The sequence below is a fragment of the Paramesorhizobium deserti genome (assembly GCF_001558695.1).
GTDB lineage: Bacteria > Pseudomonadota > Alphaproteobacteria > Rhizobiales > Rhizobiaceae > Paramesorhizobium > Paramesorhizobium deserti.
On the sequence record NZ_LNTU01000001.1, the window covers coordinates 333,710 to 358,413 of the forward strand.

Below are 24,704 nucleotides of genomic sequence, written 5' to 3' on the forward strand. Positions count from 1 at the left end.
GCCGTCCGCTATAAAGCGCGCTAATGCGGGATGACCTTCCACTGCCCATCGATCTCAATTTTCCCAGCAACCCGGAGGCGGCATCATGACGAAGGAGCGAGCTTACTTCGTCCTGTTCCTGAACGGTCTGTTCCTTCTGCCGGTTGGCGCGGCAATGCTTGTTCCCGCGATCGTCGACATCGTATCCGCCAGCGGTGGCGACGATGCCGTCAATTTCCTCACCAGCGCGGCAGTCGTCGGCGGGGTTGCTGCCTTGCTGGTGGCGGCATTCCGGCGGCCGGATTTCCGCCTGCCGGACCGGCGGACGGGCTATCTCGTCACCGTCTCGGCATGGCTTTCGGTCAGCATGTGCGGCGCCATACCGCTTTACGGGTCGCTCGATATCAGCTTCACGGATGCGCTTTTCGAGTCGGTTTCGGCGCTGACGACGACCGGGGCGACCGTGCTGACCGGGCTTGACGACATGCCCCAGGGACTACTGCTGTGGCGCTCGCTCCTGCAGTGGATCGGCGGCGTCGGGATCATCGTCATGGCGCTCAGCGTACTGCCTGCGCTCAGCGTCGGCGGCATGCAGTTCTTCCGCTCCGAATCATCCGACGTATCCGAAAAGCCGTTTCCGAAGGTGCGCCAGCTCGCCCAGGCCATTGCGGCGGTCTATGTCTCGCTGACGCTCGCCTGCGCCATAGCGCTCATTTTCGCCGGCATGCCGGTCTTCGATGCGATCAACCATGCCATGACCACGATTGCGACCGGCGGATTTTCCATCAAGGACGCGTCGATCGGCTTTTACAATTCGCTGCCGATCGAGCTCGTCACGGAAGTGTTCATGGTCGCCGGCGCTCTGCCGCTCGCCTTCTATGCGGTGTTTCTAACGCAGCGCGGACGCAATCGCGTCGTCGATCAGCAGATCGGCGCTTTCCTGCTCATTCTGTCGCTTGCCATCTCCCTTTGCACCGCGTGGAACATTTCGCAAGGAATGACCCCGCAAGAGGCCCTGCGGCTCTCGGCCTTCAACGTGACCTCGATCATCACCGATACGGGTTTTGCCACAACGGATTTCTCGACTTGGGGAAGCTTCGCTATCGGCCTGTTCTTTATGCTCTATCTCGTCGGCGGCTGCGCCGGCTCCACCGCCGGCGCGATCAAGATCTTCCGCTGGCAGCTCCTGTTTTCCGGATCGGTGGCGGGCCTGCGCAGAATGCTCCACCCCAATGTCGTCGTCAGCATGCGCTATCAGGAGAAGGCCGTGAGCGACGATGCGATCAGCGCCGTGCGGAACTTCTTCTTCCTGTACCTGATGACGCTTCTCGTCCTGTCCCTGCTGGTGATGGCCACCGGGCTCGATTTCCTTTCCGCCACTTCGGCGGTGGCGCAGGGCATGGCCAATGCCGGTCCGGGCCTCGGCCCCGTCGTCGGACCGGGCACGAATTTTGCCGCCATTCCCGAGACGGCAAAATGGTTAATCATGCTCGCCATGGTGCTCGGACGGCTCGAGCTCGTGACCTTCTATGTGGTGTTGCTGCCGAGCTTCTGGATGCGTTAAGCGGAGCGCCCCAGCCCGTCCAGCTCTTCGAGCGCATCGTCCGGCAGATCGAGTTCGGCCGAAGCGAGATTTTCCTTCAGATGCGCAACGGACGAAGTGCCGGGGATCAGCAGGATGTTCGGCGCGCGGCGCAAGAGCCAGGCAAGCGCCACCTGCATGGGCGTTGCGCCGAGGCGCCGGGCCACATCCGACAGGGTGGAGGACTGCAGCGGCGTGAAGCCGCCGAGCGGGAAGAACGGCACATAGGCGATGCCGTCTCGGGCTAGATCATCGATCAGCGCATCATCGGCCCGGTGCACCAGATTATACTGGTTCTGGACGCAGACGATGTCGCAGATCCGCCGCCCTTCCGCAACCTGTGCCGGCGTGACGTTGCTCAGGCCGATATGGCGCACCAATCCTTGCCGCTGGAGTTCGGCCAGAATGGTGAGCGGCGCCTCTATCGAGCCTTCGGCCGGGCCGTGCGGATCGAACATGATGCGCAAATTGACGACATCCAGCACATTCAGGCCAAGATTGTGCAGATTGTCGTGAACGGCCTGAGCGAGCTCCTCGGACGAGAAGGCCGGCAACCAGGAGGCATCCTGCCCCCGCCGAGCACCGATCTTGGTGACGATGACGAGATCGTCGGGATAGGGATGGAGTGCTTCGCGGATCAGCTGATTGGTGACGTGGGGTCCATAGAAATCGCTGGTGTCGATATGATTGACGCCGCTCTCCACCGCCTCGCGCAGCACCGCCAGGGCGGCATCGCGATCCCTGGGCGGGCCGAATACGCCGGGGCCCGCAAGCTGCATGGCGCCATAGCCGAGCCGCTTCACGGTGCGGTCGCCGAGGGTGAAGGTATCTGATAGCTCGATATTGGACATGATCTGTCTCCTTTCGTGATGCGACAGAAATATGCATTGTCCACCCTCGCGATAATCCAGTACAAACTGGACAGGCTGTACGGAAAAGCGGACAATGAAAGTCGATCTCGGTGATCTCAACGCTTTCGTCGCAGTGGCGCGGGCCGGCGGCTTTCGCGACGGAGCGCGGGCGAGCGGCATGAGCGCCTCGGGCCTCTCCGAGGCGGTGCGCCGGCTGGAGGCGCAGCTTGGCGTCAGGCTCTTCAACCGGACGACACGCAGCGTTGTCCTGACCGAAGCGGGTCAAGGGCTGATGGAGCGGCTCGGGCCGGCCCTGACCGAGATGGAAGCCGCACTCGACGTAGTCAACCGTTACCGCGACAAACCGGCGGGCGTGTTGCGCCTCAATGTGCCGGTGAGTGCAGCGCGGCTGGTGCTGCCCGATATCGTACCGCCGTTCCTAGCCGCCTATCCCGATATCCGGCTGGAGGTGATCACCGAAGAGAGCTTCGTCGACGTGCTTGCCGCGGGATGCGATGCCGGCATCCGCTATGAGGAACGGCTGGAGCAGGACATGATCGCGGTGCCGATCGGCCCACGCTTGCAACGCTACGCCACCGCCGCCTCCCCCGCCTATCTCGATGCGCGTGGACGGCCCGAGCACCCGCGAGACCTCTTGGGACACGCCTGCCTGCGCGCCCGCTTTCCGAGCGGCACAATGGCACCCTGGGAGTTTGAGCGCGAGGACGAGACGATCCTGATCGAACCCAAGGGGCCGCTGATCGTGCAGGCCGGCGAGGCGAGCAACCTTGCTGTCGACGCGGCACTCGCGGGTCTCGGCATCGTCGGGCTGTTCGAGGACTGGCTGCGTCCGCATTTCGACAGCGGCGCTCTCGAACCGGTGCTGGAACCCTGGTGGCAGCGCTTCTCCGGACCGTTCCTCTATTATCCCGGACGGCGCCTCGTGCCTGCGCCACTCCGGGCGTTCATCGATTTCATCAAGAAGCCGACCTGAGCCGCGGGACACCGCTGAGACCGCACCCCCTCTATTTGGCGTCCAGCACCTCACCGCCCTCCAGGCGATGACGGATAAGGACGAGGCCGATCAGCGTCAGGACGGCAAATGAAGCGCCGGCCAGGAACGTGCCCTGCGGCCCGACGATATCCCAAAAGGCGCCAGCAATAATGCTGGCCAGGAGAAGCGCAACGCCGGCGACGAGGTTGAAGAGACCGAAGGCCGTGCCGCGCAGCTCGGGCGGAGCCGCATCGGCGATCAGGGCGGAGAGCAGCCCCTGGGTAAAGCCCATATGCAGGCTCCAGAGCGTGACGCCGATCATGACGGCTGCCAGGCCGGATGCAAAGGCGAGCACGATATCGGCTGCGAGCAGCAGGATAAGGCCGAAAACAAGCAGCATCTTGCGGCCCAGGCTGTCGGAGAGAATGCCGACGGGATAAGCCGACAATGAATAGGCGATGTTCATAACGACCAGCACGGCGGGGATCAGCATCACAGGCAAGCCGATCGACTGGGCGCCAACGGAAAGACCGGTTTTGTAAACGCTGCGAGCCCATAGCCCAATGCGGCGAGCAGCTTGCGTTTTCCCAGCCAATCGCTCAACGCGCCGGAGAAGACCTTGACGATCGAGGCGGTCGCTTCGGCAATGCCTTCGATGATGCCCACGGCGAGGGTCGAGGTGCCGAGCACCGTCACCATATAGACCGGCAGCAGGGCGTGGATCATCTCGGAGGAGACATCCATCAGCAGCGAAACAAAGCCCAGCACCCAGATGCCAGCGGGAACGGACCGGCCCGCAGGCGTTTGCGAAATATCAGCCGCCATTCAACCGTTCCCTTCAGCGCCGTGCGATGCTGCATACCTATCGGACAGCGGTTTCACGTTCAATGCACCAAGAAAACCCAATCGCGTAGCGCCGATAGCGCGACCTGTTACTCTTTGAAACAAGCTTGGAAAACAGCCTTGACGGAGCCAGCCATGACCGATGCTTCCTTTCAATGGGATCCGCATTCTGATCAGACCTATAATGAGGACAACGACCTGCCTTTGACCGGCTCCGCAGCCAGCTTCAACAAAGATCCGGGCAAATCATTCACCATGGATGCTCCCGGACGGACACTGACGCTGCTGACGTCTTTTGGCGACGGTAAGACGGAATGGGGAGGCCTCGCCACTTCAACGGCCACTCCGCCGACCATTTTCAACATTGCGAATGGCACCCTTGTTTACGACGGAGCACAGCAGCACGCGCTCTACATGTCGCAAAACCCCCAGTCGACGATGCAATTCACCGTACAAAATCAAGCTCAATTCCGGCTCCAAAACGCAGCAGGCGCCCTGTTCGAATGGCCCCTCACCATAAACATCACGCAGAATGGCTCTTTTGAAATTTTCGACACTGAAGGTTTGGTCCTTGAAGGCAGCGACACCCATATCACCCTGACGGACGCGGCGAAGATGTCTGCGCGCGTTCGGAATGTCATGCAGCTGGGCTGGACACAAATCGACGTCAGCACATCTTCAGCATCATCGCCCAACGGCGCGTATGCACTGGATCTGGCGGCAGGCAGCAGGCTTATCACCTATAAGGCGAAGCTGAATTTTTCCGCAGCCTCGATGGTTCGCATAAGCGCGGCTTCGCTGCAAATGGACGAGGAGACGCTGATCTCCGCAAGCGAATCGGCCGTGTCGCATTTCCAGTTTGACGCTTCCTCTACCCCTCCCCCCGCCGAAGGCTCAGGTTACGTGCTTGGCCCAGGCTCGGCCAGGATGCGGTTTGACGGCTATTCCGGAAACAATCCCTTCGATATTCCCAATAAGGATTACTGGCCAAAGCTTTTCACGATCGTATCGAACGGGACCGTCAATGGCGGCAAAATCATGATCCAAAATCCCATCGGAGATGCAGGCGTCGCTTTCATGCTGCAACAAGGGCTCATTGCAATCGACGACGAGATCCAGACCGGTACGAGCCGATTGAACATCACCAACGATTCGCAAGGATACACCCATATCAGCCAGAAGAACTGAACCGCCAGTTCGGCATCGCCCGGCCGACAGCCTGAATCATTCCCACTCGATCGTGCCGGGAGGCTTCGAGGTCACGTCGTAGACGACGCGGTTGATGCCCTTGACCTCGTTGATGATGCGGGTGGCGGCGCGGCCGAGGAATTCCATGTCGTAGTGATAGAAATCCGCCGTCATGCCGTCCACCGAGGTGACGGCGCGCAGCGCACAGACGAATTCGTAGGTGCGACCATCGCCCATGACGCCAACAGTCTGCACCGGCAGCAGCACAGCGAAGGCCTGCCAGATGGCATCGTAGAGACCGGCCTTGCGGATCTCGTCGAGATAGATCGCGTCCGCCTCACGCAGGATCTCGAGCTTCTCGCGGGTGATGCCGCCGGGGCAGCGGATCGCGAGACCCGGCCCGGGGAAAGGATGACGGCCGATGAAATGCTCGGGCAGGCCGAGTTCCTTGCCCAGCACCCGCACTTCGTCCTTGAAGAGCTCGCGCAAGGGCTCGACCAGCTTCATGTTCATGCGTTCCGGCAGGCCGCCGACATTGTGGTGCGACTTGATCGTCACCGAGGGACCGCCAGTGAAGGAGACGGACTCGATCACATCAGGATAAAGCGTGCCCTGCGCCAGGAAATCCGCGCCGCCAATCTTCTTGGCTTCCGCCTCGAACACCTCGATGAACAGGCGGCCAATGGTCTTGCGCTTCTTTTCGGGATCGGTCTCGCCTTCCAGCGCGCCGATGAAGAGATCGGAGGCGTCCACATGCACCAGCGGGATGTTATAATGCTCGCGGAACATGGCGACCACTTCCGCCGCCTCGTTCTTGCGCATCAGGCCGTGGTCGACAAAAATGCAGGTGAGCTGGTCGCCGATCGCCTCGTGGATCAGCACAGCGGCGACGGAGGAATCCACGCCGCCCGAAAGCCCGCAGATGACCCGGCCCTTGCCGACCTGGCTGCGGATCGCCTCGATGGCCTGCTCCTTATAGGCCGCCATCGTCCAGTCGCCCTTGATGCCGGCGATCTTGTGGACGAAATTCTGCAGGAGCTTCGCGCCGTCGGGAGTATGCACCACTTCCGGGTGGAACTGGACGGCATAGAATTTGCGCTTCTCGTCGGCGATCGCCGCGAAGGGCGCGCCGTTCGAGGTGCCCACCACCTTGAAGCCGGGCGGCAGCGCGGTGACGCGGTCGCCATGGCTCATCCACACCTGATGGCGGGTGCCCGGCGCCCAGACGTCTTCGAAGAGCGCACAATCCTGCTCCACCTCGAGAAAGGCGCGGCCGAACTCGCGGTGGTCACTGCCCTCCACCTTGCCGCCGAGCTGGGCGCACATGGTCTGCTCGCCATAGCAGATGCCGAGCACCGGGATGCCGGCTTCGAAGACGAGATCAGGCGCGCGCGGGCTGCCGATATCGACTGTCGAGGCCGGGCTGCCGGAGAGAACCACCGCCTTCGGCTTGACGCGGTGAAAGGCTTCCTCGGCCGATTGAAAGGGAACGATCTCGGAATAGACGCCAGCCTCTCGGACACGGCGCGCGATAAGCTGCGTGACCTGGCTGCCAAAATCGATGATAAGGACTGTGTCTGGGTGTGCGGTGATGCTCATGCGGAGCCTCTAGAGAAAAAGCCGATTCGATGCAACGGCTTATACGCCGGAGCTGGCAAACTGATTCCACTTCCTGACAAACTGAGTCAGGAACCTCATACTTTTTGCGAAGAAATGGCCGGAAATTTCACAATGTCACCGCGCCGTCGACGAGTGCCTTTTCCAGCCTGCCGACGGCGAGGGCCAGCTTTTCGTCGATGATATGGAGATATTCCGTCCAGTCGTCAATGTGGTGCAGTTCGGCAGCGCCGTCGGAGATACCGCGCAGGCCGATCAGCGGCAGGCCGAAACGTTGGCAGGCGCGCAGAACGGCGAAGGTTTCCATGTCGACCATGTCGGCCGCGATGCCGTCATAGGCGGCGCCGGAAACGATGTTGCCGCCGGTCGAGAGCGATGCTTCCCGGATTTCGGGGATGGAATGGAGCAGCGGCACGACGGCGGGCAGATCGAGAAACGGCGTCCGCCCCTTCTCGAAGCCGAGCGGCGACGCATCGATGTCGCGATAGGCGACGCTCGTCGCCTGATAGACCTCCGCCTGTTCCAGGGAGCGCGAGCCGGCGGAGCCGAGCGAAACGACGAGGTCAGGCAGGCTGCCTGAAACGGCCATCGGCGCCAGGGTGGAGGAAAGCGCTACGGCGGCCTCCACCGGGCCGACACCCGTCATAAGCGGCTGGAACAGCCGGCGCAGATGCGGACCATATTCCGCCTCGACGGCCATGACAAAAAGAACGTTCCTGCCGCCGACCGGCGTCAAAGGCGCGGTCATCCCTGCAGCCCCTTGCGGTCCTGCACAACCATCAGCGTTGCGGTCATGGTGGCGATCAGCTTTGCCTCGGTATCGGCGACGGCAAAAGCCTGCCCGTCGCTGACCATGATGGTGCGGCCCGGCTTCGTCACCTCGCCACGAAACAGGAACCGCTCTCCCTTTCCCAGCGCAAGCAGATTGACCTTGAACTCGATCGTGAGAACGGCAGCGCCCTGCGGCATCAGCGAAAAGGCGGCGTAGCCGCAAGCGGCATCAAGCGCCGCCGAAATGATGCCGGCATGAAGAAAATTATGCTGCTGGGTCAGATCCTCGCGGAAAGGCAGTTCGATCTCGACGATGCCCGGTTCACACAGCGTCAGTTCGGCGCCGATCAGTTTCATCGCGGCCTGGCGCGCGAAGCTCTCCTCGACCCGCTCGCGAAAATCCGGTTCTGCTATGCGCGCCTGTGGCATGTCTTCTCCTATTCAGTCATGCCAGCATAGCGCCAGTTTTTCGCACTGCAATATCAACCGGCTCGTTGCAGGACGCTGATGTAGAAGCCGTCGGTCGACGTCCGCTCGGGGGAAAGCACCATGCCATGCGAGGGGAAGACGGGCGTGGCTTCACCGGCCGGCGCGGCTGCCTGCCAGAGGGGCCTCGCGTCAACCTCGGAATAGTCCGCATTATTCCGAAGGAAAGCCTCTATCTGCAGATTGTTTTCGGAGGCGAAGAGCGAGCAGGTGACATAGACGAGGCGGCCGCCCGGCTTGACATAGCGTTTTGCGGCGTCGAGCACCTCGCGCTGCTCGGTCTCGCGTCTTTCCAGCTGCTGCGGCGACAAGCGCCATTTCGCGTCGGGACGCCTGCGCCAGGTACCTGACCCCGTGCAGGGCGCATCGGTGAGAACCACATCCATCTGGGCTTCGAGCGGGGTCAGATCCTCCGGATTGGCGTGGACCTGCGTGTTGCGGACGCCGGCCCGCTTCAGGCGTTCGAAGATCGGCGCAAGCCGCGGCTTTTCGGCATCGAAGGCGTGGATCTGCCCACGATTCTCCATCTCGGCGGCGAGCGCCAGCGTCTTGCCGCCGGCGCCGGCGCAATAGTCCAAAACCTGCTGGCCCGGCTCAACCGCCGCAACCCGCGCGGCGATCTGCGAACCCAGATCCTGTACCTCGAACCAGCCTTTCTGAAACGCCGGTTCGGCCTGGACGTTGGGATGGCGGCCGAGCGCGCGCAGTGGTGGGACACGGACAGCGCCGGGGAGAAGCGGGGCTTCGCCCGCCCCTGCCCGCGCTAATTCCTTCAGGACCTTGGCCCGGCTCGCCTTCAAGGTGTTCACCCGCAGATCGACCGGCGGACGGGCGGCAAGGGCCGCCCCTTCGCGCACCCAATCGGCGCCGAACAGCGCCTCCAGATGCGGAGCGCACCATTCCGGCACGTCGGCACGGACATGATCGGGCGCGGCGGCCAGGTCACGGCTCTCCCAGGCGGCAAGACGGTCGGCATCGAGCGGTGCGGGGGCGAATTTGTCATCAGCGAGAGCGGCAACGATCCCCTCGGCACTCATCTCGGCATCGGAAAGAAGCGCGCCATAGGCAATGTCGCGGGCATCCGCGCTGTCCATGCGCCAGGCGATGGAGAGTTTGCGGCGCAGGACGTCATAGACGATATTGCCGATGACCGCGCGATCGCCGGCGCCGGCGAAGCGATGCGCCAGGCCCCAATCCTTCAGTGCATCGGAAGCAGGGCGCTTTCGTGTTTCGATATCGTCCAAGATTTCGATCGCCGCCTGGAGGCGTCCGCCTAGCCGCATGTCTCTTCCTTCTTTATTCCCTTGCGATCCGCATAACCTCCCCGGTGCATAAAAGAAAGCCGGGGTATGAGTTCCGGCCTCAATCACGGGGATTTATTCGGCAGTATCGCGTTTTGCGCATCAGCCGGACCAATCATGGTCGGGAACCACAACACCGGCCATCATAATTTCCAATTGAATTTCCGCTCGCTTTTGATAAGTCATTCCTATCATGTTCACCGTCAGGCAAATGCGCTATTTCGATGCGCTGGCAACCACGCTGCACTTCCGCAAGGCTGCGGAAATGGCGCATGTCTCGCAGCCCGCGCTCTCCGCCCAGATCGCCGAAATGGAGGAGATTGCCGGCGCGCAATTGTTCGAGCGGACACGGAAATCAGTCGTCCTGAGCGAGATGGGACAGCGTCTCCTGCCGCGTATCCGCAACATATTGCGCGAAATCCGCTCGCTGGAAGAGATCGCCGCCCAAAAGCGTGGGCTTCTGCACGCGCGCATCAGGCTCGGCATCATTCCGACCATCGCGCCCTATCTGGTGCCGGTGCTGATCCCGATGTTGCGCGAGCGCTATCCCACGCTGAAGACGGAGCTGAAGGAGGCGGTCACGTCGAAGCTGATCGAGGATCTGCGCGCGGGCGAGCTCGATGCCATCGTGGCGGCCCTGCCTGTCGAAGACGATATGCTGACGGTCGAGCCGGTCTTCCACGACCGTTTCCTGATCGCCACATCCGCGAACGACAATGACGTCCTTTCCTCACCCATGACGCAGGACAATATGGCGGTGGAGCGCCTGCTGCTCCTCGAAGAAGGCCATTGCCTGCGGGAGCAGGCGCTTGCGGTCTGTTCGGTGACCAGGCCGCGGCAACTCATCAATTACGGCGCAACCAGCATGGCGACGCTATTGCAGATGGTCAGCCACGGCATGGGGCTGACCTTGATCCCGGAGATCGCGGTGCGCGCCGAAGCCGGCCACACGAAAATGCGGATCGTCCCGTTCGCCGACGGCGAGCCCCGGCGCGAGATCGGCCTGATCTGGCGCAGGCAGAGCGAGCGGCAGGACGATTTTCGCGCACTGGCGCAGTGTATCAGCGAGAGCGCGGATACTTTGCGGCTTAATTCGGAGGAATTGTCGGCGTTGGCGCAATAGGCGCGTCAAAGCCGCAGCAGCCATATCACCAGCCAGACCCACAGCAGCACATTGATGACGAACCCTGCGATGAACAGCGGGCGGCGCAGCCTCAGATCATTCGAGGTAACGTGCACGGCGGCATGCAGGATGCGGGCGATGACGAAAGCCCAGGCCAGAACAACCGCCACGAGCGTCGCGCCGTTCAGCACGTAGAGCGACAGGCAGACCACGTAGAAGAGCACCGGTAGTTCGAACTGGTTCGACAGATTGCGGATCGCCGTTGCGCTCGGCGCCGGCTCCGTGAAGGGAAGCTTGTAATCCCCTGCCCGTGCGGCGCCACTCTTGACAGCCTGGAGGCGGCGGAGAGAGGTGATGAGATAAATGACGAAGATCAGCCCGGTCTGGGCAATCATCGGCCAGAAAATCGCAGTCTGCGACATGAGGTCCCCCTTAACATGACCTGGTGGCCGGGGCGCTATTGCCCCTCATCCTTACCCTCTCCCCGCAAGCGGGGCGAGGGGGATATAGACGTTGCCGTATCTTCCTTCTCCCCGCGCGCGGGGAGAAGGTACCGGCAGGCGGATGAGGGGCACGTCACGCCGCGCCGTTTTGGATCAAGCATTCCCCGGATAATTCGGGCTTTCGCGGGTGATCGTCACATCATGGGTGTGGCTCTCGCGCAGGCCGGCATTGGAGATACGCACGAAGGTCGCCTTCTCGCGGAATTCCTCAAGGTTCTTTGCGCCGACATAGCCCATCGAGGCGCGCAGACCGCCGGCAAGCTGGTGCAGCACGCCGGAGACCGGTCCCTTATATGCCACCTGGCCTTCGATGCCTTCGGGAACGAGCTTCAGCTCGTCGCGCACTTCCGCCTGGAAGTATCGATCTGCCGAACCGCGCGCCATCGCGCCGACCGAGCCCATGCCGCGATAGGCCTTGAAGGAACGGCCCTGATGCAGGTAAACCTCGCCCGGGCTTTCCTCGGTACCGGCGAGCAGCGAGCCGGCCATGGCGGCGGCAGCGCCCGCCGCGAGCGCCTTGGCGAAATCGCCGGAGAATTTGATGCCGCCATCGGCGATAACAGGAACGCCTGCTTTATGCGCGGCTTCCACCGCCGACATGATGGCCGACAATTGCGGCACGCCGACGCCCGCGACAATACGCGTGGTGCAGATCGAGCCCGGCCCGATGCCGACCTTGACGGCGTCCGCGCCGGCATCGATCAGCGCCTTTGTGCCCGCCGCCGTGGCCACATTGCCGGCGATGATGCGCACCGAATTGGAAAGCTTCTTGGCGCGGGTGACCGCATCGAGCACGCGCTGGGAGTGGCCATGCGCGGTATCGATGACGAGGACGTCGACGCCGGCATCGATCAGCCGCTCGGCGCGCTCGAACCCGTCATCGCCAACGCTGGAGGCCGCGGCGACACGCAGCCGCCCTTGGCTGTCCTTCGCCGCGTTCGGGTTCAACTGCGATTTCTCGATATCCTTGACGGTAATGAGACCGACGCAGCGGCCCTGATCGTCGACCACCAGAAGCTTCTCGATACGGTGCTGGTGCAGGAGACGCTTGGCTTCCTCCTGCTCGACATTCTCACGAACGGTGACCAGGTTCTGGCGGGTCATCAGCTCGTGGATCTTCTGCTCGGGATCGGAGGCAAAGCGCACGTCACGATTGGTCAGGATGCCGACAAGGCGACCGGGGCCGCCGGCGCTGCCTTCGACGACGGGGATGCCGGAGATACCGTGCGCCCGCATCAGCGCCTGCGCCTCGGCGAGCGTCGCATCCGGGCCGATGGTGACCGGGTTGACGACCATGCCCGATTCGAACTTCTTTACCTGGCGGACTTCCTCGGCCTGCCGCTCGGGCGTGAGGTTGCGGTGGATGACGCCGATGCCGCCAGCCTGCGCCATGGCGATGGCGAGCCGCGATTCCGTCACCGTGTCCATGGCGGCGGAAAGCAGCGGCAGGTTCAATTCGATATCGGGTGCGATCCTGGTGCGGATATCGGTCTGGCCGGGCATGACCTCGGAGTGACCGGGCTGCAGCAGCACATCATCGAAGGTGAGCGCCAGGGTTCCGGTGGGCGATTCAATGATACGTGCCATGACCAATTCCTCTAAATGAAGAAAGCGCCGCTCCCGGTGTGGGGCGACGACTCCTTTAAGCTTCGTTTGAATTGGCACGGGCTGGTAACACGGTTATGTCGAAATGGGAAGACACGAAAACGCTATACGTTGTTTTCATTCCTTTCATCCATGGTACACGAGCCGTAGGAACAGGGGGTAGACCGTGCATCCGGCTTATAAACGCGTTCGTGTGCTCAGACGTTCTCATGCGATGTGGATGTCGCCGCGTCTGTGGCGACCCCGTCTGGTCTTCTGGGCGGGCGCGATCGCGATCGGCGTCATCAGCGTGATCTTCGCCGAGGTTGCGGATATCGCCCAGCAGTTCTTCCGCAACGTCACCACCGGCAGCGGATGGCAATCGTGGCTTCCCCTGCTGATCACGCCGGTCGGCTTCACCTTCTGCGCCTGGATCGCCTATTCCTACTTCCCCAATTCCGAAGGCAGCGGCATCCCGCAAGCCATCGCGGCGCGCCACCTGACGCATGACGAGGATCGGACGCGTCTTCTGTCGCTCAGGCTCGCTTTCGGCAAAATCCTTCTGACCATCGTCGGACTGTTTTCCGGCGCCTCGATCGGCCGCGAGGGCCCGACCGTGCAGGTCGGCGCAGCCATCATGCTGCAATCGGCCCGCATTGGCGGCATGACGCAGGCGCGCGGGCTTATCCTCGCCGGGTCCGCCGCCGGCATTTCGGCGGCCTTCAACACGCCGCTCGCCGGCATCGTCTTCGCCATAGAGGAGATGGGCCGCGCCTATGCCGCCCGTACCAACGGGCTCGTGCTTTCCGCCGTCATCCTGGCGGGCCTCGCCTCGCTCGGCCTCGTCGGCAATTACACCTATTTCGGCACGACGGCGGTCATGGCTTCCAGCCATGCCGAATGGGTCCTTGTGCTCGTCTGCGGTGTTTGCGGCGGCGCAGTCGGCGCGATCTTCAGCGCAATCGTGCTCAAGGCATCGCGCCGGATCAAGCGGATGATCCAGCCGCAGCCCTTGCGCGGCATACTCGCGATCGCGGCTGGCTGCGGGTTTCTGGTGGCGCTGATCGGCCTCATTTCGGGCGGACAGACCTTCGGCACCGGCTATGAGCAGGCGCGCAGTGCCATCGAAGGCACGGCGCTGCCGCCGCTCTTCTTCCTGCAGAAATTCCTGGCAGGCCTGCTTTCGACGATCTCCGGCATTCCGGGCGGCATCTTCGCCCCCTCGCTGGCGGTCGGCGCCGGGCTCGGCAGTTCGCTGGGCCTCGTCTTCGGCGCCAGTGCAAGCCTTGCCGCCGTGCTCGGCATGGCGGGCTATTTCGCAGGCGTGGTGCAGGCGCCGATGACCGCCTTCGTCATCATCCTGGAGATGACCGGCAACCACGACAACGTCATTCCGCTAATGTGCGCCTCGATGCTCGGCTACGGCACGGCGCGGCTGATCTCGCACGAGCCGCTCTATCACGGGCTCTCGCGCGGCTATGTCGCCGAAGCGCTACGCATGAGGCGCGCCAGGGACCGGACGGAAAGCGAACCGGTCGGTACTGTGCAATCCGCGGCAAAGTAGCGGCGGAAAGCATGATATTCGAGCATATGCCCGTCTTTCTGCAAACCGCCTTCGCGAGCTATTCGAACGGGCAAATCCTGTTCCTGATGGGGTCGGCATTCATCGCCGGACTCGCACGCGGCTTTTCCGGCTTTGGTGGCGCCCTCATCTTCGTGCCGCTGGCAAGCTCCGTCATCGGCCCGAAACTAGCCGCGCCGCTGCTTCTGATCATCGATACCGTCGGCGCATTGGGATTGATTCCGGATGCCGCCAGGCGGGCCAACCGGCGGGAAGTCGTGACGATGGCCTTGGGTGCGCTGATTGGCGTTCCACTCGGCGTTCTGGCGCTGACCGCGACCGACCCGCTCATCGTGCGCTGGGCCATCGCCCTGACGGTTATCCTTTTTCTGGCGCTGCTTGTATCGGGGTGGCGCTACAAGGATCAGCCCTCGCCCTTGCTGACGGTCGGCGTTGGCAGCCTCGCGGGCTTCTTCGGCGGCGCGGCCCAGATCGCCGGCCCACCCGTCATCGCCTATTGGCTCGGCGGTGCGATACCGGTCGGTATCGTGCGTGCCAATCTCGTGCTGTATTTCGCCATTTCCACGGCTATCACCACAGTGAGCTATCTCATCGGCGGACTTTTCGTGGCGTCGGTCGTCGCCTTTGCCTTGGCGGTGGGCCCAAGCTACGCTTTTGGGCTCTATCTCGGATCGCTGCTCTTCGGTCGAGCCAGCGATCGGACCTTCCGCCGCATCTGCTACTGGATGATCGGGGCGGCGGCCCTGATCAGCCTGCCCCTTCTCGATTCATTCCTGCGATAGGCCTGTCTTAAAGCTCCATCTGATAACTCACCGGCACGAAGCGATAGCCGGTGTCGAGCTTCTCGACATAGCCCATTGCGGGGAACGGCATATGATAGCCGATGAAGGGCAGCCGGTCGGCGGCGATCATGTCGAAGACCCGCTTGCGCGTTTCCGCTCCCTGGGCCTTGTCGACATCGAACACCACGTGCCAGTCGGGCCGCTGCAGCGACGCCACATAATGGTTCGCGGTATCCGCCGTCAGCAGCAGTTGCTTGCCGCCCGATTCGAGCCGGAAGATCATGTGTCCCGGCGTATGCCCGAACGCCTCCTCGCTGGTGATGCCTGAGACGACCGCATCGCCCGGCTTGATGAAGGAGGTCTTCTCCGCCAGCGGCTTGACCTTGGCATCGACCATCTTGGCGCCGTTTTCGGCAGGCGTTCCCGCCCGGTCAGGACTGGTCCAGAAATCATATTCGATCTGGCCGGCGACATAGCGCGCATTGGGAAAGGCCGGCTTATCGCCCTCCGTCAGCCCGCCGATATGGTCGCCATGCATGTGGGTCAGGACCACGATGCTGACCTGATCGGGCGAATAGCCCGCGGCCTGCATGGTGGCGGCGAGCTGGCCGAGGCCGTTTGCGCGGCCGCCTTCGCCGAAGCCGGTGTCGAAGAGGACGAGCTCCGAACCGGTGTTGACCAGGGTGGGCGTGAAGCCGTTGACGAACTTCGTCTCGGGCAGAAAATTCTGCCGCATCAGATCGGCCATGGCTTCCTGGCTCTGATCCGCGCCGAAGGTCGGGTAAGGCCCGTCGCCGGGGCGCAGGCCGTCCAGAATGGTGGCCACCTCGAAATCGCCCAGCCTGAAGCGGTTGAAGCGCGGCAGCTCGGCATCCGAAAATGGCACGGCCGCTTCGGCGGCGCGGATCATGATCTGCGGTGTGGCCAGGCCGCCGGCAATGACGGCAGACGCCTGAAACAAGGTGCGGCGGGAGATCGTGACGGGCGGCATGGCATCCTCCTGGTCCGTTGAGATATTCCTAAGCATGAATGACGGTAGCGGGATGGCAATAGAAAGCCGATGCGTTAAGAAGGAAATCACCGGATTGTGAGATGAACTAAGAGGGGATTGCAGCGATAAGCGGGCTCGCGCGCTGCAATTTCTTCGATATTCTGTCTTCCACGATTGGATTTCAGTCTTGAACCGCATCATTCCCCTCGTCCTGGCCGTCGCGCTCTTCATGGAGCAGATGGATTCAAGCGTCATCGCCACCTCGCTTCCGGCGATCGCGGCCGACATCGGCACAAGCCCGATCGCATTGAAGCTGGCGCTGACCGCCTATCTCGTCTCGCTGGCGGTGTTCATTCCGGTAAGCGGCTGGATGGCGGACCGTTTCGGTGCGAAGAACGTCTTCCGCTGGGCGATCGCCGTTTTCATCATCGGTTCTGTGGCCTGTGCGGCATCCAACTCGCTCTTCGCCTTTGTGGTATCACGCTTCCTGCAGGGCATGGGCGGGGCGATGATGACGCCGGTCGGGCGGCTGGTGCTGGTGCGCTCGACACCGCGCCACCAGCTTGTCTCGGCCATGGCGTGGCTCTCCATTCCCGCGCTCATCGGCCCGATGGTCGGGCCGCCCGTCGGCGGCTTCATCACGACCTATTTCACCTGGCACTGGATCTTCCTGATCAACGTGCCGATCGGCCTCATCGGCATCTGGTTCGCGACGCAGTTCCTGCCGGACAATCTGGAGCGCTCGCTGCGTCCGCTCGACTGGCCGGGATTCATCCTTTCCGGCGTCGGCATGTCGGCGGTCGTCTTCGGGCTTTCCGTGGTGAGCCTGCCCTATCTGCCGCCGGTCATCGGCTTCGCGACCATCGCTGTCGGCATGGTCTCAAGCAGCCTTTACATACGGCATGCACGCAAGACGCCCAATCCGCTTCTCGACCTGTCGCTGTTCAACAACCAGGTGTTCCGCTCCGCCGTCATCGGCGGCAGCGTGTTCCGGCTGGGCATCGGCGCCATTCCGTTCCTGCTGCCCCTGATGTTCCAGATCGGCTTCGGCCTCAGCCCCTTCCAGTCGGGGATGATCACCTTCATCTCGGCGATCGGCGCGATGGGGATGAAATTCGGCGCCAACCGGGTGTTCGCCCGCTTCGGCTTCCGCAATACGCTGATGTTCGGTTCGCTGATTTCCGCAGGGTTCATCGCCATCAACGGCCTGTTCACGCCCGCCACATCCTATGCGCTCATCCTGACGCTGCTTCTGATCAGCGGTTTCCTGCGCTCGCTTTTCTTCACCGGCGTCAATGCGCTCGCCTATGCGGAAATCCCCGACGCGCAAACCAGCCAGGCGACGCCGATCACCGCCGTGGCGCAGCAGGTCTCCATCGCGCTCGGCGTGGCGTTGGCCGGCGGCATTCTCGAAGTGAGCACCGCGATCCATGGCGGATCGCTGCGCCTTGCCGACTTCCACACGGGTTTCTTCATCGTGGCGGCAGTATCGGCGCTCGCGTTCTTCATCTTTGCCAGGCTCGCGCCGGCCGCCGGCCGCGAGCTGTCGCAGAAAGAGATGGAACAGGATCCCGCGCCGAACGACGCGCCCTCCACCATGGCTGTGAAATAGATCACCCCTTGAAGTCGCGGGCCAGCAGATAGAGCTCGACGGATTCGGCCCGCGAGGCCGGTGGCTTCACGTGATGGACGGATTTGAAGTTCTGCTTCAAAAGCGTGAGCAGCTCGTTTTCAGTGCCGCCCTGGAAGGTCTTGGTGAGGAAATGGCCGCCGGGCTTTAACACGGAGATGGCGAAATCGGCGGCGACCTCGCAGAGATGCGCGGTGCGCAAATGGTCCGTGCGGCGGTGGCCGGTGGTGGGAGCCGCCATATCCGACAGCACCACATCCGGCTGACCGCCGAGCGCCTCGATCAGCTTATCCGGCGCATCCTCGTCGAGGAAATCCATCTTCAGCATGATGACGCCGGGCAAGGGATCGACATCGAGATAATCGATGCCGACGACCTGCGGGTCGTCGTTGGTCGAGCCGACGATGCCTGCCGCGATCTGGCTCCAGCCGCCGGGGGCGGCGCCGAGATCGATGATCTTCTGCCCCTTCTTCAGGATCTTGTAGCGATCGTTTATCTCGATCAGCTTGAAGGCGGCGCGCGAGCGGTAGCCCTCCTGCTTGGATTTCTGCACGTAAGGGTCGTTCAGATGACGCTCCAGCCAGCGGCGCGACGATTCCTTGATCGTTCCCGCCTTCTTCTTGACGCGCGTATGCAGGCCGCGCGTGCCTGCACCGCCCCTGCCGCCGGTTTTGGTTCCGCCCGGTTTCTTCATGATATGTGTCTGTTGTTGGAACGAGGATGGCGACGGTCGCGCCAGGCGCCGTCCCGTGACATGAGTTCTGTGAGAATGCCCTCGCGCAGGCCGCGGTCGGCGACGCGCAGCTTCTGGCTCGGCCAGACATTGCGGATGGCATCGAGGATGGCGCAGCCCGCCAGCACCAGATCGGCCCGGTCGGCGCCGATGCAGGGATTGGCGACGCGCGCATCGAAATCCCAGGAAAGGAGCCGGCTGGTCATGCTGGTCACGTCGCCCTCATCCATCCACATGCCGTCTATGCGCTTGCGGTCATAGCGCTCGAGCCCGAGATGGATGCCGGCGAGCGTCGTTACCGTGCCCGACGTGCCTATCAGATGAAAACGCGGGCTCCTCGCCAGTTCGCCGAGCTTGTGCCGGTCATTGAAGGATTCGATCAGTTCCGAGACATGGCCGACCATGGCGGCGAAGCTTTCGCGCGTCACCTCACGGCCGCCGAAGCGCTCTGCCAGCGTGACGACGCCGACGGGCAGCGAGGTCCAGGCGATGATGTGCTCGGCCAGGCGCGGCGAGCGGCGGCGCGAAACGTCGATCAGCGCGATCTCCGAAGAGCCGCCGCCGATATCGAATAGCACGATGGCATCCGTATCGCGGTCGACCAGCGTGCCGCAGCCGGAGACGGCAAGGCGGGCCTCGGTCTGGCGATCGACGATCTCGAGATCCAGTCCGGTTTCCTCGCGCACACGGCCCAGGAAATCCGCGCCGTTCTCGGCCGAGCGGCAGGCCTCGGTGGCGATCAGCCGCGATCTGCGCAGTGTTTTCGACGCGAGCTTGTCGCGGCAGATTTTGAGCGCCTCGACGGCGCGATCCATCGCCTTGTCGCCGAGCCTGCCCGTCGCGCTCAGCCCCTCGCCCAGCCGGACGATGCGCGAGAAGGCATCGACGACGCGGAACTGGCCGGGCCGCGTCGGCGCAGCGACGAGAAGCCGGCAATTGTTGGTGCCGAGGTCGAGTGCGGCATAGAGCGGCTGGAGGGCATCGCTGCGCGCGGAGAAGGGCCGTGGACGCTGCTGCTCCTGCGGGCGCGGCGTTCCGCCCTGCCCTGCCTGCAGCTCGGCCGCCTGTTTGGGCGCCGCCTGCGCGCGGGCCTGCTTGTTGCGCCTTGAACGGCGGCGACGGTTTGAGAGTTTCGATGCCGGCTTGGCGGTCGAAGGGCCTGCGGGCTGGGCATCCGTTTGCGCGGGCATGGTGGCCGCCGCCGCTGCCCCGTTTCGCAATTTGGCCTTGCCGCGTCTACGGCGGCGCGCACGCTTCTTCTGGCTGGTATCGAGGCGTCCCGAATCGGAAGCCGGTTGCGGCTCCGCCGATGCGGCTGCGGGCGGACGGTTCTCCCGTTTCCCGTTTTCGGAGGGATTACGGGCGTCTTTACGAGCCCAATTCCCACCTGACGCCCCGTCATGCGACGCGATCCTCGCGTCATCCTCGGGGTTCTTCAAAGTCTTGTCCTTCACAAGCGCCGCGCGAACCTCTGGAGGACGCTGGCAGGCGCTGTCATCTTTCACGTTGCCGCTAATGTAACAGCGCTTTGTGAAATAACCAAGGGCTTGAGCAGGATCAGGAGCAACTCGGGCGGCAAGCAAGCCGTAGCGGGAACCGACAGCGATGTTCCTAATCACCGTTGCCGTAGCGGATGACCTGCACCTTCTCGGTGGTGATCAGGCAGCTCTGGGTCATCTTCGTGATCGCGGGGATCAGTTCCTCGATCTTCTCCGGCGCATCGACGATTTCCACCACGATCGGCAGGTCCTGCGAGAGGCGCAGGATCTTGGCCGTGTGCAGGACGCTGGAACGGCCGAAGCCCATCGGCCCGCGCAGGACGGTCGCCCCGGCCATCTGCATCTCGCGCGCCTTCATGACGATTGCCTCGTAGAGCGGGGTGCCATCGGCAATCACGTCGCTTTCTCCGAAAAAGATCCGCAAAAGCATCGATTCCCTGGGAAGCGTCATGTCGTTCTTCTCCGATTACCTGTTGATCCGCATGGCACATGCATAGCCCACCCAGGCGGCGGCGAGCGAAAAGAATATCACGGCTGTGAGATAGAGCACTGCCTGAACCGGACCGCCATGCAGCGCCAGCAGGAACGCGTCGAGGCTCATGGCGGAAAAAGTGGTGAAACCGCCGCAGATACCCCCCATCACGAATTGCCGTGCCGTCGGCCCCACCATCCAGCGCCCGTCGGGGCCGGTGATGGTGGCAAAGAGCATGATGACGAAGGATCCGACGACATTCACGAAACCGGTCGCCCAGAGCGCGCCAGCGCCCATCCCGGAAACGATGAAGAAGCCCGAAACGAAGCGCAGCAGCGCGCCGAGGGCCGCGCCACACCCGACCGCCAGATAGAGCCGCAATGCTTCAGTCTTGCGCGAGGCCTGCTTCATTGCCCCTGCCCCAGCATCCCGGCGACCATGGCGAAGCCGCCGCCGACCGCAACAACGCCGAGAACGGCCGAAGCGACGATGTTGAACAGCGCCTGCCGCTGCTGCCCACCCAAGGCCAGATTGAGGCTCTGCAGGGCGTAGGACGAAATAGTCGTATAGCCGCCGAGCAGCCCGACCATCAGGAAATCGCGGACCATTTCACCGGCAAGGAAGCCCTGCGACGCCTGTGCCAGCCCGGCAACGACGCCAATGAGGAACGCACCCGTGATATTGACGACGAATGTGCCCCAGGGGAAGATTTCCCCGATCCGCCTGCCGACGAAACCCGACAGGAAAAAACGGGCGATACCGCCGATGAAGCCGCCTGCAAGCACGAGGACGCATGCTTCAAGGCTCATGGAAACACCCGGGAAAACCACGCGGACCAAGCTCGGCAATCCCGGCGGTGGATCACCGTAGACGGTTTCAGAACGGGGATTCGCAGTGAAAGAAAATCGGGCTCGGACATGACTCTACGCTTTCGCTCAACGGCAAATGAGCAGGAGTCATCAGCTTCATCGGGGAAGCGGTTCGGCCATTTCCGGCCCGGCAGAATCCATTGCCGCATCGATTACAGCCAATCGCGTACAATAACGGCGGGATTTCTGTCAATATCGACCGTACTGTCGGTCGCACAGCCGGCCGGCATCTTCTCGCGCGAATTCAGGGATTTGCCGGTCCACAAACGGCCGGAACCGGCTGATCATAATTCTGGGTGCGAAGCCGTTTCAGGGGCTTGATTGAAACGGCAAATGTGCTAGAAGGCGGCACCGAACGGGACGCGGTTCACCGAACCGCCCCCAAAAAGCGTACCCAACCCGCTTTTCCCGTTCCGTCTAAAACGTTGAAGGCATTGGCGTTTTGGGGGATAGTTTAAGGGTAGAACAGCGGACTCTGACTCCGTTAGTCTTGGTTCGAATCCAGGTCCCCCAGCCACAACAAAATCAATGACTTAGCGGCCGTTTTGCCTGATTTCCTTGTCGCAATCCTGTGAAATTCGATGCAACATAACGCATTGATTTGTAACAGGTTGCAACAAACGCAGGCAGCGGAACGCGACATGACTGCGACATGGAATCGCCTCCAGCGCACACAAAAAAACCCCGCCGACAGCGAGGTTTTCTTGGTGGTGCCGTTTATAGATGGTGCCCGTGGCAGGGATCGAACCTGCATGATCCGTTTACGGCTCACGCTTTAGAAGAGCGCGCCGGTACACGGGCAAACTTTATGCTGCGGCGAGGCGCTCCCCCTTCTCGGCAGCTAACTCTGCCCACAGGGCGCTCAGTGAATCCTCGGCCTCAGCGGCCAACGCCCTTAGAGTGCGCAGGAGCATGTTTGCCTTCCTACAATTGCCTCTCGCCTTCTCATCCAAGATTTCCAGAAGGTCAGCAACTGCGGAGATGTCCCCGAGCGCGGCGGTTAGACGATCCTCGGCACTCGATGATCCGACGTCCCCAATCTGAAACGACCTGTTAAGCATGCGGCACACTCCTCGTTGCACTTGTGTTCGATGTACGACATAATGTCCAACATCGAATTCCATGTCAACACAAAATCCAACGTTGGACTTAATGTCGATCACACCATCTCAGTGCAGGGCAGCGAGAAGCCTGATAAACTTAGATCAGAACGACCTTGCGAAGGCCGCGTCAGTATCTCGCGGCGTCATTATTGATTTTGAAAAAGAGCGGCGCACACCAGGTAAGAACAACCTAGCCGCCATTCGCGCTGCCCTCGAAAGCGCTGGGGTCATTTTTCTCGCGGACGGCGAGACAACGACGGGCGGTCCAGGGGTAAGGCTGGAGAGTTCGTAGGCACCCATGGTGGAAATCGTTTCGGACACCGTGCTGGTCATTCGACGGGAAGGCGATGACGAGTTCGACCTTGAGACGACACTCAAACTGTCGGACATGCACAACAATGTTCCCGGTTTTGGGGACAGGATTTCATTATTGCTGGACGAAGGCGGCCTCCGCTTGATGGAGGTAGTTGGTCGGCACTTTCTTGAATATGTCGAAGAGAAAACCAACGATCGGTGGCTCACCTGGTTCGTCATCGTGGAAGAAGTGGACCCGCCATACAGAGATAATCTTGACGAGTGGCTAATGGGTTATTTCAAGGACGAGTTTCGGTTTCCGGATGTGCTACATCACGGCAAACCCACGGGCGAAAGCATATTGGCAGAAGAACTGGATAGAGAGAATCGCGACCCTGCTTACTGGACGCCAAAGCGTAAAGAAATATTGCGCCAGGAGCGGGAAGCGAGGCTAGCCACGATCCGGGCCGAAGAGGAGCGAGAACGGAAGGAATGACCAAGCAAGATTCCGTCCGGCATTCCCTTAATGCACCGTTAATCCTGTACCTGACTTCACGCCGAGTGAGAGGGTGGCAATTGCACGGGCGGTCGAAGTACAGATTGGCGAAAGACGCGGTCGGGATAATCCCCAAAATTTTGGGGAATTAAAGGGAACTGAAACCTCGACTATAGCTTCCAAGAAAGCAGGTTTCGGAAATCCAGAGACCTACCGACAAGCCAAAGCAGTAGTCCAGCAAGGCGCTCCCGAGCTTGTCGCCGCAATGGAATCGAGGAGTCGCCACAATGGCGAAGTCAAACAACACGCCAGATCGCTTCACGCTCGCCACCGCGAAGTAGATGACCTCCGCGCCGAACTGATGGAGATCGACGAGAACCTAGCGCGGTCTGAGTTGTCGCCTGCCGAAGAGGCGGCGCATATTGCGAGGCGCAAGGTGATTTGGGAGGATATAAGGTCTGGTCGTATTCAATCGGGAGAAATTCTCCCGATTGAAAGCAAGCGCGAAGATGGGCGCGGACACCGTCAAAAGGAATTTGCAGCCGAAGTCGCCGCAGTTGTCGGTAATGGGCGCAATCCAGAATCGGTTAAGCGCGACGTCAATCTCAAGATAGCTCGTGCCGAAAACCTCGGCCCAGATATCAACCGCATCGTCGGCACCAGCCTTGATAAGGGCGTGGAGATGGATGCGCTTATCGCGCCGTAAAGGTCGCGTCCCTAACTGACGAAGCGAAGGAAACAGCAAAACAGCTTAGCCTAGAAAACAACCGTACTGCGCTTGACTCTCATCGTCTGCCAGAACAAAATAAGAACATCGCAGGGGCCGCGATTGAAAAAAACGGACGCAAGGGACGTTGCGCCCGCTTATGAGCGGAGACACGAATGAACACGGCTGCCCGGCAATATGACGACGAGATAGAGGAAGTGTTGGCCTATCACGGCGGTGATGCGCGCGCCGCCATCAAAGCCCTCTTGGAGGATCGCCATTTTCTCATTCGAGAGGTCGAGCTGGCTTCCCTCGCTATGTCGACGGGTTATGCCCGAGGCTGGAAACCATCGGTGTTTTCGCGATGAGCCGGTCCCGCGGCGATTGGCCGAAAACGCTGATCGATGAGAAGTACCCGTTTCAGGTGGTGATTCACCTGACGGACTGGCATCGAACGAACCTGGTCCAGTTGATCCACGATCGCCAGCGTCTCGGCGGGTATCGCCTGGATGGCTCAGCCCACCATGAAGGTCACTACTTCTCGATTGTGAGACTGCCGACAGAGGAAAGCCAGACGGAATTTATACGGCTGTATGGCGGCGTTCCTTATGATCCCACTGACAAGAAGAGCAAGCCGTGGGAAAGCTATTTTGATCGGTGAGTAGCGATCAACCCTCACGAGTTCCTATTGCCGTCCTGCAACCATTATGCAAAATGGCCGCGGG

25 protein-coding genes, 2 tRNA genes, 1 pseudogene and 1 riboswitch are annotated in these 24,704 nt (G+C 61.9%); of the genes and pseudogenes, 13 read left to right on the forward strand and 15 right to left on the reverse strand.

Annotation, left to right across the window (positions count from 1 at the left end; translation table 11 throughout):
• Window positions 1-85: 85 nt before the first annotated feature.
• On the forward strand, window positions 86-1,543 hold the full coding sequence (locus ATN84_RS01565) for a TrkH family potassium uptake protein (RefSeq protein WP_068879777.1): 1,458 nt from the start codon (window positions 86-88) through the stop codon (window positions 1,541-1,543).
• On the opposite strand, the gene ATN84_RS01570 is transcribed toward ATN84_RS01565, so the two are convergent.
• Window positions 1,540-2,412 carry an aldo/keto reductase family oxidoreductase gene (locus tag ATN84_RS01570; RefSeq protein WP_068879778.1) on the reverse strand — a complete coding sequence of 291 codons (873 nt, stop codon included), beginning with the start codon at window positions 2,410-2,412 and terminating at the stop codon, window positions 1,540-1,542. The genes ATN84_RS01565 and ATN84_RS01570 overlap by 4 nt on opposite strands.
• A gap of 94 nt (window positions 2,413-2,506) precedes the next feature.
• On the opposite strand from ATN84_RS01570, the gene ATN84_RS01575 reads away from it, so the two are divergent.
• Window positions 2,507-3,406 carry a LysR family transcriptional regulator gene (locus ATN84_RS01575; protein ID WP_068879779.1) on the forward strand — a complete coding sequence of 300 codons (900 nt, stop codon included), beginning with the start codon at window positions 2,507-2,509 and terminating at the stop codon, window positions 3,404-3,406.
• Between the two features lie 31 nt (window positions 3,407-3,437).
• Here the strand turns inward: ATN84_RS01575 and ATN84_RS25790 are convergent.
• Window positions 3,438-4,231: pseudogene (locus ATN84_RS25790) on the reverse strand (MFS transporter).
• Between the two features lie 153 nt (window positions 4,232-4,384).
• Between ATN84_RS25790 and ATN84_RS01590 the strand changes: the two are divergent.
• Window positions 4,385-5,437: an AsmA family protein gene (locus ATN84_RS01590; RefSeq protein ID WP_068879782.1), complete on the forward strand. Its 1,053-nt coding sequence runs from the start codon at window positions 4,385-4,387 to the stop codon at window positions 5,435-5,437.
• Window positions 5,438-5,473: 36 nt separating this feature from the next.
• Here the strand turns inward: ATN84_RS01590 and guaA are convergent, their stop codons facing one another.
• From guaA to ATN84_RS01610, 4 genes are all read right to left on the reverse strand, one after another.
• Complete coding sequence (gene guaA, locus ATN84_RS01595; RefSeq protein ID WP_068879783.1) at window positions 5,474-7,036, reverse strand: glutamine-hydrolyzing GMP synthase; 1,563 nt, start codon at window positions 7,034-7,036, stop codon at window positions 5,474-5,476.
• Window positions 7,037-7,163: 127 nt separating this feature from the next.
• Window positions 7,164-7,802, reverse strand: a complete 639-nt coding sequence (locus tag ATN84_RS01600; RefSeq protein ID WP_068879784.1) for a 5'-methylthioadenosine/S-adenosylhomocysteine nucleosidase — start codon at window positions 7,800-7,802, stop codon at window positions 7,164-7,166.
• Window positions 7,799-8,254, reverse strand: a complete 456-nt coding sequence (locus tag ATN84_RS01605) for a PaaI family thioesterase (RefSeq protein WP_068879785.1) — start codon at window positions 8,252-8,254, stop codon at window positions 7,799-7,801. Before ATN84_RS01605 ends, ATN84_RS01600 begins: the two co-directional genes overlap by 4 nt.
• 53 nt (window positions 8,255-8,307) lie before the next feature.
• Window positions 8,308-9,594 (reverse strand): RsmB/NOP family class I SAM-dependent RNA methyltransferase, encoded by a 1,287-nt coding sequence (locus ATN84_RS01610; protein WP_068879786.1) that lies wholly within the window; start codon window positions 9,592-9,594, stop codon window positions 8,308-8,310.
• Between the two features lie 211 nt (window positions 9,595-9,805).
• On the opposite strand from ATN84_RS01610, the gene ATN84_RS01615 reads away from it, so the two are divergent.
• Window positions 9,806-10,735, forward strand: coding sequence for a hydrogen peroxide-inducible genes activator (locus tag ATN84_RS01615; protein ID WP_068879787.1), 930 nt, complete (start codon window positions 9,806-9,808; stop codon window positions 10,733-10,735).
• A gap of 5 nt (window positions 10,736-10,740) precedes the next feature.
• Here the strand turns inward: ATN84_RS01615 and ATN84_RS01620 are convergent, their stop codons facing one another.
• Both ATN84_RS01620 and guaB read right to left on the reverse strand, forming a co-directional pair.
• Window positions 10,741-11,157, reverse strand: coding sequence for an MAPEG family protein (locus ATN84_RS01620; protein ID WP_068879788.1), 417 nt, complete (start codon window positions 11,155-11,157; stop codon window positions 10,741-10,743).
• A 174-nt stretch (window positions 11,158-11,331) separates the two neighbouring features.
• Entirely contained in the window at window positions 11,332-12,825 is a 1,494-nt protein-coding gene (gene guaB / locus ATN84_RS01625; RefSeq protein ID WP_068879789.1) for an IMP dehydrogenase, read from the reverse strand.
• 184 nt (window positions 12,826-13,009) lie between these two features.
• On the opposite strand from guaB, the gene ATN84_RS01630 reads away from it, so the two are divergent.
• Both ATN84_RS01630 and ATN84_RS01635 read left to right on the forward strand, forming a co-directional pair.
• Complete coding sequence (locus ATN84_RS01630) at window positions 13,010-14,386, forward strand: chloride channel protein (protein ID WP_161939547.1); 1,377 nt, start codon at window positions 13,010-13,012, stop codon at window positions 14,384-14,386.
• 11 nt (window positions 14,387-14,397) lie between these two features.
• Complete coding sequence (locus tag ATN84_RS01635) at window positions 14,398-15,186, forward strand: sulfite exporter TauE/SafE family protein (RefSeq protein ID WP_068879791.1); 789 nt, start codon at window positions 14,398-14,400, stop codon at window positions 15,184-15,186.
• Window positions 15,187-15,193: 7 nt separating this feature from the next.
• On the opposite strand, the gene ATN84_RS01640 is transcribed toward ATN84_RS01635, so the two are convergent.
• Window positions 15,194-16,177: an MBL fold metallo-hydrolase gene (locus ATN84_RS01640; protein ID WP_068879792.1), complete on the reverse strand. Its 984-nt coding sequence runs from the start codon at window positions 16,175-16,177 to the stop codon at window positions 15,194-15,196.
• A 187-nt stretch (window positions 16,178-16,364) separates the two neighbouring features.
• Here ATN84_RS01640 and ATN84_RS01645 point away from each other — a divergent pair, with 187 nt between their 5' ends.
• Window positions 16,365-17,789, forward strand: a complete 1,425-nt coding sequence (locus ATN84_RS01645; RefSeq protein ID WP_068879793.1) for a DHA2 family efflux MFS transporter permease subunit — start codon at window positions 16,365-16,367, stop codon at window positions 17,787-17,789.
• A gap of 1 nt (window position 17,790) precedes the next feature.
• On the opposite strand, the gene ATN84_RS01650 is transcribed toward ATN84_RS01645, so the two are convergent.
• From ATN84_RS01650 to crcB (ATN84_RS01670), 5 genes are all read right to left on the reverse strand, one after another.
• Window positions 17,791-18,501, reverse strand: coding sequence for an RlmE family RNA methyltransferase (locus tag ATN84_RS01650; protein ID WP_068879794.1), 711 nt, complete (start codon window positions 18,499-18,501; stop codon window positions 17,791-17,793).
• Window positions 18,498-19,979 (reverse strand): Ppx/GppA phosphatase family protein, encoded by a 1,482-nt coding sequence (locus ATN84_RS01655; RefSeq protein ID WP_068879795.1) that lies wholly within the window; start codon window positions 19,977-19,979, stop codon window positions 18,498-18,500. Before ATN84_RS01655 ends, ATN84_RS01650 begins: the two co-directional genes overlap by 4 nt.
• Window positions 19,980-20,151: 172 nt before the next feature.
• Window positions 20,152-20,490, reverse strand: a complete 339-nt coding sequence (locus tag ATN84_RS01660; RefSeq protein ID WP_068879796.1) for a DUF190 domain-containing protein — start codon at window positions 20,488-20,490, stop codon at window positions 20,152-20,154.
• A 15-nt stretch (window positions 20,491-20,505) separates the two neighbouring features.
• On the reverse strand, window positions 20,506-20,922 hold the full coding sequence (gene crcB, locus ATN84_RS01665) for a fluoride efflux transporter CrcB (RefSeq protein WP_068879797.1): 417 nt from the start codon (window positions 20,920-20,922) through the stop codon (window positions 20,506-20,508).
• Window positions 20,919-21,320, reverse strand: coding sequence for a fluoride efflux transporter CrcB (crcB, locus tag ATN84_RS01670; RefSeq protein WP_068880818.1), 402 nt, complete (start codon window positions 21,318-21,320; stop codon window positions 20,919-20,921). Before crcB (ATN84_RS01670) ends, crcB (ATN84_RS01665) begins: the two co-directional genes overlap by 4 nt.
• Before the next feature lie 134 nt (window positions 21,321-21,454).
• Window positions 21,455-21,534, reverse strand: a riboswitch (Fluoride riboswitch).
• Between the two features lie 289 nt (window positions 21,535-21,823).
• Between crcB (ATN84_RS01670) and ATN84_RS01675 the strand changes: the two genes are divergently transcribed.
• A tRNA-Gln gene (locus tag ATN84_RS01675) sits at window positions 21,824-21,897 on the forward strand.
• Window positions 21,898-22,104: 207 nt separating this feature from the next.
• Here ATN84_RS01675 and ATN84_RS01680 read toward each other — a convergent pair.
• Window positions 22,105-22,181 (reverse strand) — tRNA-OTHER (locus ATN84_RS01680).
• A 351-nt stretch (window positions 22,182-22,532) separates the two neighbouring features.
• Between ATN84_RS01680 and ATN84_RS28055 the strand changes: the two genes are divergently transcribed.
• The 5 genes from ATN84_RS28055 to ATN84_RS01705 all read left to right on the forward strand — a co-directional run bounded on the left by ATN84_RS28055 (window position 22,533) and on the right by ATN84_RS01705 (window position 24,640).
• Complete coding sequence (locus ATN84_RS28055) at window positions 22,533-22,775, forward strand: helix-turn-helix domain-containing protein (protein WP_082766046.1); 243 nt, start codon at window positions 22,533-22,535, stop codon at window positions 22,773-22,775.
• 6 nt (window positions 22,776-22,781) lie between these two features.
• Window positions 22,782-23,273 carry a hypothetical protein gene (locus ATN84_RS01690; protein WP_068879799.1) on the forward strand — a complete coding sequence of 164 codons (492 nt, stop codon included), beginning with the start codon at window positions 22,782-22,784 and terminating at the stop codon, window positions 23,271-23,273.
• A 73-nt stretch (window positions 23,274-23,346) separates the two neighbouring features.
• Window positions 23,347-23,979, forward strand: a complete 633-nt coding sequence (locus tag ATN84_RS26570; protein WP_153020061.1) for a hypothetical protein — start codon at window positions 23,347-23,349, stop codon at window positions 23,977-23,979.
• A gap of 176 nt (window positions 23,980-24,155) precedes the next feature.
• Complete coding sequence (locus tag ATN84_RS01700) at window positions 24,156-24,347, forward strand: hypothetical protein (protein WP_068879801.1); 192 nt, start codon at window positions 24,156-24,158, stop codon at window positions 24,345-24,347.
• The gene (locus ATN84_RS01705; protein ID WP_068879802.1) at window positions 24,344-24,640 is read left to right on the forward strand and encodes a hypothetical protein; all 297 of its coding nucleotides are present in this window, start codon (window positions 24,344-24,346) and stop codon (window positions 24,638-24,640) included. The genes ATN84_RS01700 and ATN84_RS01705 overlap by 4 nt, the downstream gene beginning before the upstream one ends.
• Window positions 24,641-24,704: the final 64 nt, after the last annotated feature.

Coding starts and splice junctions, on each gene's coding strand:
- ATN84_RS01565 (WP_068879777.1), top strand. CDS start 86: ATGACGAAGGAGCGAGCTTACTTCGTCCTGTTCCTGAACGGTCTGTTC.
- ATN84_RS01570 (WP_068879778.1), bottom strand. CDS start 2,412: ATGTCCAATATCGAGCTATCAGATACCTTCACCCTCGGCGACCGCACC.
- ATN84_RS01575 (WP_068879779.1), top strand. CDS start 2,507: ATGAAAGTCGATCTCGGTGATCTCAACGCTTTCGTCGCAGTGGCGCGG.
- ATN84_RS01590 (WP_068879782.1), top strand. CDS start 4,385: ATGACCGATGCTTCCTTTCAATGGGATCCGCATTCTGATCAGACCTAT.
- guaA (WP_068879783.1), bottom strand. CDS start 7,036: ATGAGCATCACCGCACACCCAGACACAGTCCTTATCATCGATTTTGGC.
- ATN84_RS01600 (WP_068879784.1), bottom strand. CDS start 7,802: ATGACCGCGCCTTTGACGCCGGTCGGCGGCAGGAACGTTCTTTTTGTC.
- ATN84_RS01605 (WP_068879785.1), bottom strand. CDS start 8,254: ATGCCACAGGCGCGCATAGCAGAACCGGATTTTCGCGAGCGGGTCGAG.
- ATN84_RS01610 (WP_068879786.1), bottom strand. CDS start 9,594: ATGCGGCTAGGCGGACGCCTCCAGGCGGCGATCGAAATCTTGGACGAT.
- ATN84_RS01615 (WP_068879787.1), top strand. CDS start 9,806: ATGTTCACCGTCAGGCAAATGCGCTATTTCGATGCGCTGGCAACCACG.
- ATN84_RS01620 (WP_068879788.1), bottom strand. CDS start 11,157: ATGTCGCAGACTGCGATTTTCTGGCCGATGATTGCCCAGACCGGGCTG.
- guaB (WP_068879789.1), bottom strand. CDS start 12,825: ATGGCACGTATCATTGAATCGCCCACCGGAACCCTGGCGCTCACCTTC.
- ATN84_RS01635 (WP_068879791.1), top strand. CDS start 14,398: ATGATATTCGAGCATATGCCCGTCTTTCTGCAAACCGCCTTCGCGAGC.
- ATN84_RS01640 (WP_068879792.1), bottom strand. CDS start 16,177: ATGCCGCCCGTCACGATCTCCCGCCGCACCTTGTTTCAGGCGTCTGCC.
- ATN84_RS01650 (WP_068879794.1), bottom strand. CDS start 18,501: ATGAAGAAACCGGGCGGAACCAAAACCGGCGGCAGGGGCGGTGCAGGC.
- ATN84_RS01660 (WP_068879796.1), bottom strand. CDS start 20,490: ATGACGCTTCCCAGGGAATCGATGCTTTTGCGGATCTTTTTCGGAGAA.
- crcB (WP_068879797.1), bottom strand. CDS start 20,922: ATGAAGCAGGCCTCGCGCAAGACTGAAGCATTGCGGCTCTATCTGGCG.
- crcB (WP_068880818.1), bottom strand. CDS start 21,320: ATGAGCCTTGAAGCATGCGTCCTCGTGCTTGCAGGCGGCTTCATCGGC.
- ATN84_RS28055 (WP_082766046.1), top strand. CDS start 22,533: ATGTCGATCACACCATCTCAGTGCAGGGCAGCGAGAAGCCTGATAAAC.
- ATN84_RS01690 (WP_068879799.1), top strand. CDS start 22,782: ATGGTGGAAATCGTTTCGGACACCGTGCTGGTCATTCGACGGGAAGGC.
- ATN84_RS01700 (WP_068879801.1), top strand. CDS start 24,156: ATGAACACGGCTGCCCGGCAATATGACGACGAGATAGAGGAAGTGTTG.
- ATN84_RS01705 (WP_068879802.1), top strand. CDS start 24,344: ATGAGCCGGTCCCGCGGCGATTGGCCGAAAACGCTGATCGATGAGAAG.